General features: G+C 54.7%; 9 protein-coding genes and 2 pseudogenes. 7 read left to right on the top strand and 4 right to left on the bottom strand.

Features of this window, described 5'->3' with window-relative positions; all coding sequences use genetic code 11:
- Positions 1 to 348 precede the first annotated feature (348 nt).
- From ACFQE9_RS02785 to ACFQE9_RS02775, 3 genes and pseudogenes are all read left to right on the top strand, one after another.
- Entirely contained in the window at positions 349 to 1245 is an 897-nt protein-coding gene (locus ACFQE9_RS02785; RefSeq protein WP_379739934.1) for an SOSS complex subunit B family protein, read from the top strand.
- Positions 1246 to 1444: 199 nt separating this feature from the next.
- Positions 1445 to 2407 (top strand): homing endonuclease associated repeat-containing protein, encoded by a 963-nt coding sequence (locus ACFQE9_RS02780; RefSeq protein ID WP_379739931.1) that lies wholly within the window; start codon positions 1445 to 1447, stop codon positions 2405 to 2407.
- A gap of 205 nt (positions 2408 to 2612) precedes the next feature.
- Positions 2613 to 3442 (top strand): annotated as a pseudogene (locus ACFQE9_RS02775) (IS5 family transposase).
- 42 nt (positions 3443 to 3484) lie between these two features.
- On the opposite strand, the gene ACFQE9_RS02770 reads toward ACFQE9_RS02775, so the two are convergent.
- The 4 genes from ACFQE9_RS02770 to ACFQE9_RS02755 all read right to left on the bottom strand — a co-directional run bounded on the left by ACFQE9_RS02770 (position 3485) and on the right by ACFQE9_RS02755 (position 8453).
- Complete coding sequence (locus ACFQE9_RS02770) at positions 3485 to 4198, bottom strand: cyclase family protein (RefSeq protein ID WP_379739928.1); 714 nt, start codon at positions 4196 to 4198, stop codon at positions 3485 to 3487.
- A gap of 260 nt (positions 4199 to 4458) precedes the next feature.
- Positions 4459 to 5364: an ABC transporter permease gene (locus ACFQE9_RS02765; RefSeq protein WP_379739965.1), complete on the bottom strand. Its 906-nt coding sequence runs from the start codon at positions 5362 to 5364 to the stop codon at positions 4459 to 4461.
- 104 nt (positions 5365 to 5468) lie between these two features.
- Complete coding sequence (locus ACFQE9_RS02760; RefSeq protein ID WP_379739925.1) at positions 5469 to 7055, bottom strand: sugar ABC transporter ATP-binding protein; 1587 nt, start codon at positions 7053 to 7055, stop codon at positions 5469 to 5471.
- A gap of 51 nt (positions 7056 to 7106) precedes the next feature.
- A complete protein-coding gene (locus ACFQE9_RS02755) occupies positions 7107 to 8453 on the bottom strand; it encodes a sugar ABC transporter substrate-binding protein (protein WP_379739922.1) in 1347 nt (448 codons plus the stop codon).
- A 1018-nt stretch (positions 8454 to 9471) separates the two neighbouring features.
- Between ACFQE9_RS02755 and ACFQE9_RS02750 the strand changes: the two genes are divergently transcribed.
- The 4 genes and pseudogenes from ACFQE9_RS02750 to melA all read left to right on the top strand — a co-directional run bounded on the left by ACFQE9_RS02750 (position 9472) and on the right by melA (position 14213).
- Complete coding sequence (locus ACFQE9_RS02750; protein WP_379739919.1) at positions 9472 to 9708, top strand: DUF8066 domain-containing protein; 237 nt, start codon at positions 9472 to 9474, stop codon at positions 9706 to 9708.
- Between the two features lie 305 nt (positions 9709 to 10013).
- Positions 10014 to 10943, top strand: coding sequence for a transcription initiation factor IIB (locus ACFQE9_RS02745; protein ID WP_379739917.1), 930 nt, complete (start codon positions 10014 to 10016; stop codon positions 10941 to 10943).
- Between the two features lie 731 nt (positions 10944 to 11674).
- Positions 11675 to 12254 (top strand): annotated as a pseudogene (locus tag ACFQE9_RS02740) (IS6 family transposase).
- A gap of 609 nt (positions 12255 to 12863) precedes the next feature.
- Positions 12864 to 14213, top strand: a complete 1350-nt coding sequence (melA, locus tag ACFQE9_RS02735) for an alpha-glucosidase/alpha-galactosidase (protein ID WP_379739915.1) — start codon at positions 12864 to 12866, stop codon at positions 14211 to 14213.
- Positions 14214 to 14217 lie beyond the last annotated feature (4 nt).

Genomic DNA, 14217 nt, shown 5'->3' with positions numbered 1-14217 from the left:
CTTCGCTCGCGACCGACCATTCCGGGCGTGCGGGCGCTCTCCGCACAGCGAGCGCCCGTTCCGGGCTAAAGTGCATGTGCCCTCGACGCCAGCGGGTAACCGCAGGGGGCTGCGCTGCGTGGCTGCTCGCCCCCTACGCTTACTCCGCTGGACGCTCGCGCCGGGCGGATCGCCGCGCGGGGCTGGTTGTGGCCCGTCGTGTCGGGCGCTCTCGCTCGCGCCCGCCAAAGGCGTGCGCGAAGGCGCGAGCGAGAGCGCAGATGACTCCTGTCGGTAACTGTCGTGAAAAACCCGCGATAGAGCGCGGGTGGTGGCGCGTCGTGAGCGCCTTTGGAGCAAGTAACTCCAATGTCTAGTAAGAACGTCTTTGGTAATGAGGTTTCGGTTGATGAGCAGGCGTACGAACACGTGGATGAGCCGGAGGTCGACGAGGACGGGTTCGAAGTCGTCGACGAAACGCCGGAGCTACGGGCGACGGTGCAGATGGAGGTGCAAGCGAAAGTGGACGCCAATCACCCGGACGGGATGGTCGACACGAGCCAGGAACGGATCCACGGTGTGACCCTGAAACAGGAAGAGTGCATTCGGGCGCGGGAGGACGAGTTGGCGCGCATCAGTGCCCGGGCGGCATTCGGGACCCAGGAGGGTCGCGAGGAGCGAACGCGGAGCGCGGCGGCGCGGGGGAGCGCGGCCCGACGAGTGGACTTCGAACGTCGACGTGCGAGCGTGGACCCGTTAGCTGACCCGGATCGGCCGGATCCTCGGGAAGAACTTCCCCAGGACGAGTTGGCGTTCGTGAACAGGCAGGCGCGGCGATTAGCGAAGCAGCTCGGCGGCTGGACGCGAGCGGCGATCAGTCGGCGGGTGGCCGGAGAGTTGGTGCGTGGAACGAGTAAGATGGCTGCGGTCATCAAGACCTTCGAAGAACTCCAGCTGGGGCCGGGACGGATCGTGCCGATCGAGAAACTCGAGGACGTCGATCGACGAGAGGTGGCGGTTGAAGGGCGCATCGAGACGTTGTGGGAGCCGTCGAGTCGGAAGATCGCGCAGGTCGGACTCATCAGTGACGACAGTGGAACGACTCGAGTGACCGTGTGGAAGGCGTCCAAGCAACCGTGGATGCGCGAGGGCGAACGGGTGCGCATCTACGGGGCGGCGCGAAACTGGTACGAGGGGCGCGTCTCACTCGCGTTGACCGGGTGGAGCACGGTCCATTTCCCCGAGCGCGGTCGGTGGTGGGAGTAGCCAGATCGTCGCGATCCCCTTTTTGCTGATGCCGGCGCCGACCCAAACCCCACCTCCCCACCCACCGCTCCGTGCTCGCTCCCTCCGGTCGCTGCGCGCGCAGCCACGACCTTGACAACAGGCCAACCCGCGGGCCACTGAGAGTTTATTGGCGCACCGAGGGGTGCGAGCGCCTTCAATTCGCGTTCGCTGAATCACTATGTCCAACGAAACAGGCAGCTACGAACGCGAGTACTGCGGCACCGAGTTCGAATCAGGTCCAAAGAAAGCAGGCCACATCTCGCAGAACCACCGAGAAGACCAGCAGCGAGATGAATTCATACACGCGCTACAGCGACTCGCCACGGAACTCGGCCATTCACCGGCTATGAGCGAAATGGACGAAAAGGGGCGGTATACGCAGAAAGCGTACATCACCGAATTTGGAACCTGGAACGATGCACTCCGGGAGGCGGGGCTTGAAATCAACAAACCAGCGACCGTCTCGAAAGCGGAGGTTGTCGAAGCCATTCAATCACTCAGCGAGCAGCTCGGTCATCCACCAACGGTCGAGGAGATGAACGAGTACGGGCAATATTCGAGAAAAGCGGCCACCAAGCATTTCGGAAGCTGGAATAACGCACTACGGAGTGTTGGCTTCGAGCCCAATCACGAGGAAATCCCACGTGAGGAACTTATCGAGGAGATTCACCGATTAGCCGAGAAACTCGGTCGTGCTCCCTTCATCTCCGATTTGAATAGCGATAGCCGATACTCACTCCGCGGCTACATCCGAAAGTTCGGGAGTTGGAATGAAGCAATCAAGACCGCAGGATACGAACCATTCACCCCATTCACCGGCCCTGACCATCCATTGTGGGCCGGGGCAGAAAAGCGGGAACGACTCTGGTACGGGCCGAATTGGAAGACAATACGAACACGAGCGTTAGAGCGTGATTCTTACGAGTGTCAACATCCTGGATGTCAAATCTCCAGTGAAACTCATCGGGATCAGTTCAGCAAAAGCCTGCATGTGCATCACGTCATCCCACTACGCTCGTTCCATGATGATGGAGAAATTGACTACGAACGAGCAAATATGCTCGAAAACCTTGTGACGCTTTGCGTCGAACATCATGCACAGTGGGAAGAGCTCTCCCCATTACGCCCTGATATCCAATAACGGTCGAGTGTGTCTATAGAAGCTCTTCGTTGAACCGAATTCCAAGACTGCTCTTTGTACGTGTAGATTTTATTGCCCCTCGAAGGGCGGAGGGCACAGCAATAGCGTGCCCTCACCGAAGTATGTCCAAGGTGTTCTGTTGAATCCGCAGAATGCGGCAGGATAGCGTCGCTCTGAAGACGGAAGCGAAGCGGAAGAGCCGAATGTGCCTAAACTCCTCTTCCGCTTCGGTAAGCAAGCCGTGTCGCTGGCTCAAAAGCGCTCTGCCGCCAGTCCAACGGCGGTGAGTGATCCGACTGGCCACGGGTTTTCCGGCTGGAAGCATGTCACGCTCCACTTTTTTCGGGTTCAGATGGACGCGACGCACCGCGAGATCGTCGATTGGGCGAGCGAGATGGATCGCGTTCGTGGTCTGTTACAGCTCGCGCGACGGCATTTCCCGCACCCTCAACGCTGTACCGGTCGTTTGAGAGGGTGCCCATGTCGGTGTGGCGCGGCTTCCTCCGGGAGTCCGCGACCATCTGCGATCCGGGCTCGCACGGTGCCATCGATGCCACATTCTTCGACCGCGAAACGGCATCGAGACACTACCAACACCGCTCGGATCGCCATATACGCACGCTGAAAACGACGGCGCTCGTCGATACAGACTCGTGTGCCATCCTCGATATTCACTGCTCGGCACACTGGCCTCACGACACCCAAACTGGCCGTCGAGTCGCCCTTCGTAACACCGAGAAAATAGAAAGTATCGCCGGCGACAAAGGCTATGACAACCAATCTCTCCGGGACGCTCTCCGGTCAGAGGGCGTCCGGCCCTTGCTTCGTCATCGGCTGTTTGCTGCGTACGATCACGCACACAACGCCCGGTTGGACAGCGAATTATACGGCCAGCGCTGGATGGCCGAGACCGCCTTTTCGGCCATCAAGCGTCGGTTCGGCCCCGCTGTCCACCCTCACGCATGGTACCGCGAGTTCCGCGAGCTCGTGGTGATCCCCACAGTCTACAATCTCGAACAAGCGCTCAAACAGTGACCCCGACGCCGTCATCGAATTCAACAAAGCAGAATCGACCATTCAATCGATCATTGCGACTGCCCGGATCGGTGAACCGGATCCTGAGTCGATCTTCAGTGGGAAGGTAAATAAAGCGGAAAACGCCGGTAATTGATCCAAGTTAGTCAGGTTTTCCACGATGTACGTCTCCTCCCCGAGAAGCTCATAGTGTGCAGGAAACTCGTCGTTTCCGGAGGCATCAACGGCTGCGGTATCGCATCCAACAAGATCGATCCCGATGTCGGTGAGGTATGCGGCTGCTTTAGCCGACAGTCCCGGCCACGAGTCCAAGTATTCTTGACCTGTCTCGCCCGTGTCCCAGTATCGGTCCCATCCGAACCAAAAGAGAACCCGATCGCCGTTTCGCAGAGATCCGTGTTCTTGTTCCCACGTCTCGATCCGCTCGCGAGTCACGGTTTTACCTCCTTCTACGTCAGTCGCATCAATTGTGGCGGCACGCCCGACGAGACATTCGAGCGGGATCGATGCGACATCATAGTGTGCGTCCCCTTCGGCGATGAAGTGAAGCGGCGCATCAATGTGGGTGCCGCTATGTTCGCCCATTGTGATCCGGTAGTGGCACGCCTCATCTCCCCACTCATACGACTCATAGAGAGTATGTCCAAAGCGGGCGTGAGTCGGTACAGCGGGGATATCCTCTTCAAGCGTATGCGTGAGATCAACCCATTCAGCGTCAGTCAGCGTTGCCACAGCTTCCTCAACGCTGTCCGTCATGCTCGTGATCCCTGTTCGCGTCTAATGGCCGGAACGTTTCCGTAGTTCATTGATCGTCGGGACGAGAATTCGACGGGTAACATAACGCAAATTGATAGTACGCCCACTCTTATCAATATTATGGGAATATGGAACGTTTAATTTCTAAATAACGCCGGCGGCCACGGGTAGTCGCAGTGAGATCCCATCCCACCCCGGGAGGGTGGGTTTTTTAGTTTCACCCAAAGGGGAGAACAAAACGCGGAGGGGATGCCGTGACTCTATTTGATAACGTCGATCTTATCACGATCGATCGACATAGCCACGGCGAAGATAACCACGAATCCGAGGATGATCTCCTGGACGAACGACTGAATACTCAGGAGGTTCATCCCGTTTGTCAACACACCGATGACCATCACACCGAGGATAGTCCGGTGAGGTCCACCGACACCGCCGGTAAGGGCAGTCCCTCCCATGACGATGGCTGCGATACTTTCTAACAGTAGCCCGTCACCCATGCTCGGGCTCGCGGACGTGATACGGGCGGCCAAGAGCACGCCTCCAAGCCCACATAGCGTTCCGGAGACAACGAACGCGCCGATCTTGTAGCGGTCGACCTTCACACCGGAGTAATCCGCCACGCGCTCGTTTTCGCCGAGCGCGTACGTATAGCGTCCGAACGTCGTCTTCCAGGCGAGCAGGGAAACCAACACGTATAGTATTATTCCCCATATGACGAGGTTCGGTACGGTCGGGATGAGATTCCCGATGGCTATCTGTCGAATCTCGGGCGCATTGAAGGGGACTGATCTGCCGCCGGTCAATAGCAACGCCGATCCGCTGAATATCGAGAGCGACCCGAGCGTGACGAGGAACGAAGGGATCTTCCCCTTCGCAAATACCACGCCATTCAGCAGACCGACGCCTGTTCCGGCGAGCGTTCCTAAGACCAAAGCGAGCAACCCAAGGTTGTAGTCGGTGATAAGAAGCGCCGTGAGTACACCGCTAAACGAAACGATAGAAGCCACGGATAGGTCGATACTCTGTTGAAGGATGGGGAACGTTCCGGCCAGCGCAACGAGCAACAGGATCGTGCTATTCATTAACACGTTCCCGACGAGATTGTCGTAGGTGAGAAAGACGTCCGTGGAAACTGTGAAAGCTATCATCAAGATAATCAACATTAGGAACGGACCAAGATCGACAAGTATGTCTACGATAGAACGAGTTCTTCGATATTCTTCGATCCAGCTGAGGACCGGGGTTCCGGAATTGTTTCCTGCCATGGTTAGATCATTTGTTTGATTATCTCCGATTCAGTCGGTTTGTCATCACGTGGTGCATCGATCACGTCGACCATCTGTCCGTCCTTCATTACACCGATACGATTGCTCATACTGATGAGCTCAGGGAGTTCATCAGCGATAAACACCATCGAGACTCCACTGTCGGCTAGCCCACGGAGGATCCGGTAGACTTCTTCTTTAGCTCCCACATCGATACCGCGAGTCACATTATCCATGATGAGCAGCGACACTTCACGCTCGAGGTTCTTTCCAAGGACGACCTTCTGTTGATTTCCGCCACTTAACTGGACGAGAGAGGACTCGATACCCGGCGTTTTGACGTTGAGATCGTCGATCACGTCCCTTGCCATGGTTTGTTCCTTCTCGAAGTCGATGAGCCACTTGATTGTCCCCATCCCGGGTAGCTTGTCGGCTACGAGGTCCGTCCCGAGACTTGGAAGCGATACGTTGACCCGAAGCGGCTGGTAGAGAAGGGCCCCTTCTGATTGGCGGTCCTTGGGAACATACCCAACACCCTCATTCACCATCCTTGAAACCGAGCCGGTGGTAACCTCATCACCCTCGACGGTTATCGTCCCTGTATCGGCGGCATCGACACCGCTCAGGACACGACCGAGGGCGCTCTTCCCGCTGCCCATCACACCACAGATGCCGAAGATCTCCCCGCGCCGAAGGTCGAAAGAGACCGACTCGAAGCTATTTTCGTTCCCTAGGTCGGACACCGACAACACCGCCCCCTCATCCGTGAGTTCACGCTGTTTCGAAACCTGATAGTATTCTTCAGCAATCTCCCGACCGACCATACTGTGCTGGAGTTTGTCCTCGGTTGCCTCCTCTTGCCACAGATGGTCGACTACTTTCCCGTCTCGAAGGACATAGATGCGATCGCTGATCTCGAGAACCTCATCGAGTTCGTGGGAAACAAACACGAACGAGGCCCGATCCCGGAGGTCATTGATCCGGTCAAAAAGCAGGTCACGACCGTCCTCCTCGAGTCCGGCGGTAGGCTCATCAAGCAGAATGATCGGATGGTCGCTGTCGACCGTTTCGGTGAATGCTCTCGCGATACCCAGCATCTGCCGGTCGCTGAACGAGTATTCCGAGACACGCTTCTCCAGATCAAGTTCGATACCGAGCGTATCGAGAACCTCCTTTCCCTCCCGCTTCAATTCGCCGGAGTCGAGGATACCCATGGTTGCATAATCAGGATATTGCTCCAGAAACAGATTCTCGTATCCCGTGAGGTTCGGAATCACGTTCTGTTCTTGATGGACAATAGCAATCCCCTCATGACTAGCGTCACGCGGGTTTTCAATGATGACCTCTTCATCATCGACGTAGATGTTTCCACGATTCTGCTGGTAAATCCCACTAAGGATGTTAAGAAGCGTACTCTTTCCGGCACCATTCTCACCGACGAGACCGACGACTTCGCCGCGACGAAGTTCGAAGTCGATGTCGTCGAGAGCAACGACATTGTTGAACTCTTTCCGAACGTTCTCGACACGGAACCGAACCTCGGAGTCCTGTATCCTCTCCTGTTCGTCCGCTTCAGGCTTCGCACTCATGTGATTTTTTTAATTTTCTGTTATATTGACATCTTATTGGAGGAGTAGCAACTACAGGTATGGGTTCATACCGTTTTCGTTCCGGGACCGGTAGTCCTCCTCGACCTCGTCGAAGAGCTGTTCGTTGTCGTAATCGTCGGGGATCGTGAGTCCGCTCGGTCGGTTGTCCTCGGTCCACTGGAGCTGTTCCCACTCGGACTGTCGGATCGGAACGAGTTCGTGCTGCGGGTCCCAGTCGTCACCACTCTCTTCGATTGACGCTGCTTTCCAGTCGTACGGGGAGTGCCCGTCGCTGTACGCGACGGAGAGATACTCTTCTGGTGTGGCGAACCTGGTTTCAATGTCGCTAAACGACGATTGATCGAGTCCGGGATTGAGAACCGTCGTCGTCCGGACCCACATCATCCGCTCTGGGATTCGAGGACGCCATCCGTGAAGCCAGTCCCAGGCTTTCGCGACGAACCAGCCGCCCTGCCAGAACGGTGGTGCAGCTTGTTCTTGGAGTTGATACGGCTCGCCGGAGTCAGGACCGTTGTTCTGAAGGTGCTCGATGTTCGGACTCGCACCGTCAAATCCGGTGAACGGGATCGCCATGTCGTTCTCTGAGAGAACTGAGGCTGCACCGAGTCCGAGCGTACCATTGTTAGCATACACGCCGTCGATATCGTCACCGTAGTTTGAGACGAATGATGACATCACCTCCCGGCCGTGTCTACGGGTCCACCCGCCGGAGTAAATTGCGTCAAGTAGGTCAATATCGGGATAATCCTCTTGGGCTTGGCGGGCGCCCTGATTCCGGTACGACCCGATGTGGCCTTCAGGGCCCAAAATCATAACGTAGTTGCCTTCCCCTCCCATTTCCTCGAAAAGGATTTGAGCAGGGATCGCTCCAGCGTGAAACGTCTCTGGTATCTGATACTGGACGAATTCCGGTCCGATCGACGACGGCAGCAGCCACTTACCCATCGACCAGTACTCGAAAAATGGCACACCTTCCGACGCCGCGGTCTCCGCGAGAGACTGAACGCCGGAGTCGCTCGGAGCGGTCGCGGCGACCATGTCCGCACCGCTGGTAATCGCGCCTTCGATTTGCGAGATCTGATCGCTGAGTTGGCCACCGTGATCCTGTGCGTCGCTCGTTAGACCAAAGTCTTCGGCCGCCTCTTGCATGCCGTTTCGGAACGCCCTCCAGAGATCGATCTCGAGACTGTCAGGGGATAAAAACGCCTGATCGATCGGCTCCTCGTCGGGTGTTGAACCATTACCGCCGTTGCCATTACCGCCGTTGCCCGTACAGCCGGCTATCAGGCCGAGTGAAGCTGCAGCGGTAGTACTACCAAGTGTCTTGAGGTATGATCTTCGATCACTTATCCCGAGTTTATTGCCATCTATTGGCATGTAATAGGACTTCTAACTAAACCTATATTAACCCTTTGGAAAAATTATGTTTAATAGGTGTGAACTTTAGAGGGGAGTGTTGTGAAGAGTGCCAAAGGCTCATATCTACGAACTGGTTGATTCAGCGGAGCTACCATCCGGAATCAGTACCTGAAGCGCCTAGTTTGGTATTTCACAGACCGAACCAGGCTTCAGAGAGCGATCGATTTTCTCCCGTTTCCCGCTCAGCGTCGCAGTCTAACAGCTCCAGCGGCTAGTGGTGCTTGAAGCCACGGTCGGCCCGCATCAGGGGGTGAACGTGGCACCGCTTGAGCACTTTTTGGAGAAAAAACAACGCATCGGTACTGGATCGGCCGGGAGAGACATCGGTGTGCAACACTTCGAGTGTGTGATAATTGACTGCCGTCCAGACATAGAGAGTCTAGCCGTCAATGTTGATTTTCGTCTCGTCGACGCCACCTCTTGTCGATCTGGCAGTCAGGGTCGAACAAGTGCTCACACTGGTGAAACCAGTCTCTGATAGCCTTGTAGCAACAATCCACGAATGGTTGATATTCCGGTACGAGACACCAACATGACACTCCTCTAATACCTGCTGTTCCGTCGGTTCAAACTGTGTAGTGCCTAAATAATAGGATCAGAGTATATAGAAATTCTATTCTTCAGATATAAATCGGCTGAAACAGCCATTAGCTGAGGTGTGCTCATCGACCGGCTGTTTCAGGCAAGAATCTGTCTGAAGAAGAGGATTTCTACAGAGCCCGGTGAACGAAATAGACTGTTGTTCCGCGTCCAAACAAGGCCAAGATCTCCAAAATCAAAGAGAAATGAACGTCATCCACCAATGGTACTGAACTTAACTGCATACCTCTATGCACCGATCCGAACCGAAGATCACGAATTCAGTGGCGGCTTTGCGTATGTGCTGTTTCTCGCAGACACATTCATCGCGAGTGCATTCGTTCCTAACCTGCCTGTATAAGTAATTCTAAAGTTCTTCGTGTCTATTTGCTGTTCTATGGCTCACTGGTCCTCGCCAGCCCTCTCGCGATCCTGGCTCGGCACGATAGTGGTACTGTACGCGTTGATCCTGGCGTATGCGATAGTTATCGTCGGCCAACTGGTACTCGGAGTGCTTCCTGGACTCGTCCTTATCGTGATCTACCTTTTCTGGCGGCTCGTCGTCGCTATCGAGGCGATCGCTGACGCCCAACAGCGGATGGCCGGCTACGATGACGAGGGAAATGGCGAGTAATCGTCTCAAGACGTGGATTGGACTTACGATGGTTGGAGTAGGAGTTGTACAAGCAGCTATGTTTGCCCTCCAACAGGAGTGGTTCCCGCTGATCTTGGGCCTCATCTATACGGGTATTGGAGTCGTGTATCTGCGGACTGAGGTCTATACCGTCGAATCGTAACTCCCGACGGAGTCACGTAGTCCAAGACGCCGCCGCTCCACCCACAGATCTCCGATCCGAATCGCCCCGCAGAGAATTTTTTCTCCCCAAATGGGGGTGAGGGGAGCATCGAGATGGTGACCTCCCTCGATCAGTGATTGAGATGGCAACGAGACACATCTTTGCGACGACCGATGAGGATGGACAGTTCGACCAAGAAACGGACCGATGCCCCGAGTGCGGTGGTCGCGTCTCGACGACGTCGATCGAAACCGTCTGTGACGACTGTGGACTCATCCTCGAGGAGACGATCATCGATCGCGGTCCGGAATGGCGGTATTGTAACCGGGAGGAACGCAAACGGACGGGGGCGCCACGGACGATGGCTCGCCACGATCGTGGGCTGTCAACGGAAATCGGGTTCCGAACTGATGCGACTGGAACGAAACTCTCCTCGAAGAAGCGTCGCCAGCTCAACCGGTTGCGTCGTGAACATCGACGTGGCAAATTCGGATCGAAAGCGGAACGGAACCAGATGCGTGGCCTCCAGGAGGTAAGACGTATCTCTGGCGGCTTCGACATCCCGGAGACGCTCCGTGATCAGGCCTGCCGGCTCTTCTGTAGCGCCCAGTCGGCGGACCTGCTGTGTGGACGGTCGGTGGAGTCGATCGCCTCAGCGAGTGTCTACGGCGCCTGTCGATGTGCCGATTATTCGATCACGTTGGATGAAGTCGTCAGTGTGGCGCGCGTCAGTCGCTCCCGAGTGGTGACCGCGTACAAGACGTTGAATACGGAACTCGGACTCCCGACGTCGATCGTCACCGCTCGGTCACACGTTCCGAAGATCACCTCCGAACTCGCTATCGACGACGTCGTTCGGCATCGAGCTCAAGAGCTTGCGTCACTCGCAGATGAGGCAGCAATCGCGAACGGTCGGAGTCCTGCTGGCGTCGCCGCTGGGTGTGTCTACAAGGCCTGTGAGGAGTTCGGTGACCTGCGGACACAGGAGGCGATCGCCGGTGCGGCGAATGTGAACGCGATAACGCTTCGAGCGCGATACTACGAATTGAACGAGATCGTCGAGACCGCGTAGATAGGCGACGGGTTTCTAGCGAAGGAGAGAATCGTGTCTCTGTTGAACACTCATTCAACAGACCCAAATTGCGTGAAACGACCATTCGCTGACGACTGCGAATTGATCGTTGAGTCTTCCACCAGCAAAGAAGGATGTTCCGATAGACGTGCGAGTGGCAAGGTGCAAATTCAGTATCGCAACCTATGCGGATATCGTGTGTGTTTAGCCGACGACACTCGTCTCCCGTGTTGCCCCTGCTACTGAAGTGAGTTCCATATGCGTTCCCAATTCGTCGACGTGCTGTCGGCGAATCCGACGACGATACTCACCACTGCCCACGTCACTCGATCATCTATCAAATTATCTAGGTCGTCAACTGTCGAATCACGGATATCTAACTCCGATTACGCCATGCAAACAGACAGACTAGCAATAACATATACTGCCGCCTCGGCCTGAGGTTGATGGATTAGGTCTTGTCATTAAGAGTAACTGAAAAGTACCGCTTGGGTAGATAGTACCACCACAAGAAAACCCAATTAAAGCCCGTTACGAAACGCTCAGCATTCTCACCAGCCTCAACCCCAATATCTGGATCTTCATCGTCATCTGGGTGGGGGGGTTTGGAGGTGCGCCATCGTAGTCCCACAAGTCACCATCCATGTCCCTGAACTCATGTATTTGCATCGTCATTCCAGCGGTGTTCAGATAAGGATGAAACGTGAGGCGGAACTATCTTTGAGTTCCCTATGCTCGAGATCGCCCGCCTTATCAGAGGTTCCGACAGCTTCGAGTTAAAATTTTCTAGAGCGAGAGGCGACACTCGAGCCCGTGATGAAGCTCAGCATCCGACTCCATTTGGCTGTATTATCACTTTCATATACTATATCAATCTTCTATATATTGAGTGTCAATTGCTGTCGAACGACCATTCACAACTGGGTGCAGAAGGCTGATCTACAGCCGCTCATTGGCACTAATCTGGATCATGTCGCAGTTGCCGAAACCGTGATCCAGCTGAATGACGAATGCTTCTCGCTGTGCGTCGTCGTCGATCCCGACACAAACAACTTGCTGCACGTCAAGCTCTTAACGACGAGAATTCAGGCGATTACTGAGATGTTTCTCGCCGAACTCCGCGAGAAACATCTCGTCTACGAAGCGCTCTTTTTCGTCGATTCCGCACCGTCGCTGCAAGCAGCACTTCATCGACACGATCTCGATTACAGATACGAAATACACGGTAATCGGAACAGTGTCGAACGTGTCTTTAGAGAACTAAAACAGAGAACCAACCAGTTCTCAAACTGTTTCAGCCACGCCGAATAAGATACCATCGAAAATCTGCTTCAAACGTACGCCTTCGCATGGAACCAGCTTATCTGAACACCACCATGATTTTGGCCCAACATTTGCCATTACAGAGCTACAATAGTAATAATCTGGGCCGCCTAATCCGGTCAAGCATTCTGAAGTTACCAGTGTCCTACTCGGCGATATCGTTCACTACAGTTGGCACGCTTGTCAAGTGAGTTTGCAGTAAACAAACAACCAACAACAAGTAGTATTGTTGAGAGAAACTATGTAGACACGATCAATTACGCCGCTAATGCCGACCATGGTGCGAGGACCCACTCTTTACTGCCGAGTTAGCACATCTCCGGGTTAACGACTTGAAAGAACTGTAGTACTCAGATGATGATCGGTCGTACGAGACGCAACATACCTGATATCTTTGATTTTTGAACTCTACGGACGGCTCAACCGACTCGGCCCAGTTCGTTTTCCGTTAACAAACCTCACAACAGTAGAGTTCGCTATTAACAAACACGGTGTAGACACGTTACAATATTCACGAGGTTCATGGGCACAGCAAATACCGGCAATAATTTACTATAAACTGTTATTTATTACGACCGGATAAAACTAGGGAGACGCATGACAAAGATTGCATTTATCGGTGCGGGGAGTGTCATTTTTGCTCGTAACTTACTGGGTGACATCCTATCGTATCCAGAACTACAGGGATGTACAGTGTCCCTGATGGACATTAACCAGAACCGCCTTGATCGGACTGTTACTGCAGCGAACGCAGTAGTTGAACACAACGACGTCGAAGCGGTGATTGAATCCACAACAGAACGCGAAGAAGCATTAGAAGACGCGGATTACGTGCTTAACATGATCCACGTCGGAGGTCGTGAACCGTTCGAAAATGAGATCCAGATCCCTGCGAAGTACGGTGTCGGACAGGCGGTTGGAGATACTCTCGGCCCCGGTGGTATCTTTCGTCTGTTGCGCACCGCACCCGTGATGCTTGATCTCGCCCATGATATGGAAGAACTGTGCCCCAATGCACTTTTGCTGAACTACACCAACCCCATGGCGATGGTATGCTGGGCTGTCGACGAAGCCACCGAAATCGATATCGTTGGTCTATGTCATAGCGTTCAGCATACTGCTGAGGCCATCGCTAATTATGTCGAGGTTCCTAAAGAAGAACTAGAGTACAAGGTGGCGGGCATCAACCACATGGCATGGTTCCTAGAGGCAGAACACAACGGAAAGAGCGTCTATCCGACGCTACGAGCAGCGATAAATGAGCGGGATATCTACAATCGGGACAACGTTCGCTTCGAGATTCTGCGTCATTTCGACGCGTTCGTCACCGAATCCAGCCACCATATGAGCGAGTACATCCCATACTTTCGTACCGACGAGGCGACGCTTGAGCAGTTTATCGTTGAGGAGAACTACGAGGAGTACTTCGTCGACTGGATGCCAACCGGACAGTACTTCGAGCACTGGTGCGAGTACCAGCAAGAGGCCGCCGAGATGGATACTTCCGAGATCGAACCAGAAATTGAGCGATCGGAGGAATACGGCTCACGGATCATTCACTCGATCGAGACGGGGGAGCCCCGCCGTATGAATATCAACGTACGTAACGACGAGGGCGCGATTGCGAATCTGGCGTCTGACGCCTGTGTCGAAGTCCCCTGTCTGGTCGATGACCGTGGCATCAATCCCTGTACAGTTGGCAAACTGCCCCCACAACTGGCTGCACTCAATCGATCAAACATCGACGTCCAACGTTTGGCTGTTAGAGCTGCACTCGAACATGACGAGGACGCACTCCGACAGGCAGTCAAACTCGATCCACTCACGGCTGCCACTTGTTCCCTCGAGGAGATCGACGACATGGTCGACGATCTACTCGCTGCCAACGCCGACTATCTCCCTGATCAACTAGTTGAGGAATCCGCTCAGTCCATAGCGACGAACTGATCAC

Source organism: Halopenitus salinus (assembly GCF_042662125.1).
GTDB lineage: Archaea > Halobacteriota > Halobacteria > Halobacteriales > Haloferacaceae > Halopenitus > Halopenitus salinus.
This window is presented reverse-complemented; position numbering and strand designations above follow the sequence as displayed.

Coding starts and splice junctions, on each gene's coding strand:
- ACFQE9_RS02765 (WP_379739965.1), bottom strand. CDS start 5,364: ATGTTGATTATCTTGATGATAGCTTTCACAGTTTCCACGGACGTCTTT.
- ACFQE9_RS02755 (WP_379739922.1), bottom strand. CDS start 8,453: ATGCCAATAGATGGCAATAAACTCGGGATAAGTGATCGAAGATCATAC.
- ACFQE9_RS02780 (WP_379739931.1), top strand. CDS start 1,445: ATGTCCAACGAAACAGGCAGCTACGAACGCGAGTACTGCGGCACCGAG.
- ACFQE9_RS02750 (WP_379739919.1), top strand. CDS start 9,472: ATGGCTCACTGGTCCTCGCCAGCCCTCTCGCGATCCTGGCTCGGCACG.
- ACFQE9_RS02760 (WP_379739925.1), bottom strand. CDS start 7,055: ATGAGTGCGAAGCCTGAAGCGGACGAACAGGAGAGGATACAGGACTCC.
- ACFQE9_RS02785 (WP_379739934.1), top strand. CDS start 349: ATGTCTAGTAAGAACGTCTTTGGTAATGAGGTTTCGGTTGATGAGCAG.
- melA (WP_379739915.1), top strand. CDS start 12,864: ATGACAAAGATTGCATTTATCGGTGCGGGGAGTGTCATTTTTGCTCGT.
- ACFQE9_RS02745 (WP_379739917.1), top strand. CDS start 10,014: ATGGCAACGAGACACATCTTTGCGACGACCGATGAGGATGGACAGTTC.
- ACFQE9_RS02770 (WP_379739928.1), bottom strand. CDS start 4,198: ATGACGGACAGCGTTGAGGAAGCTGTGGCAACGCTGACTGACGCTGAA.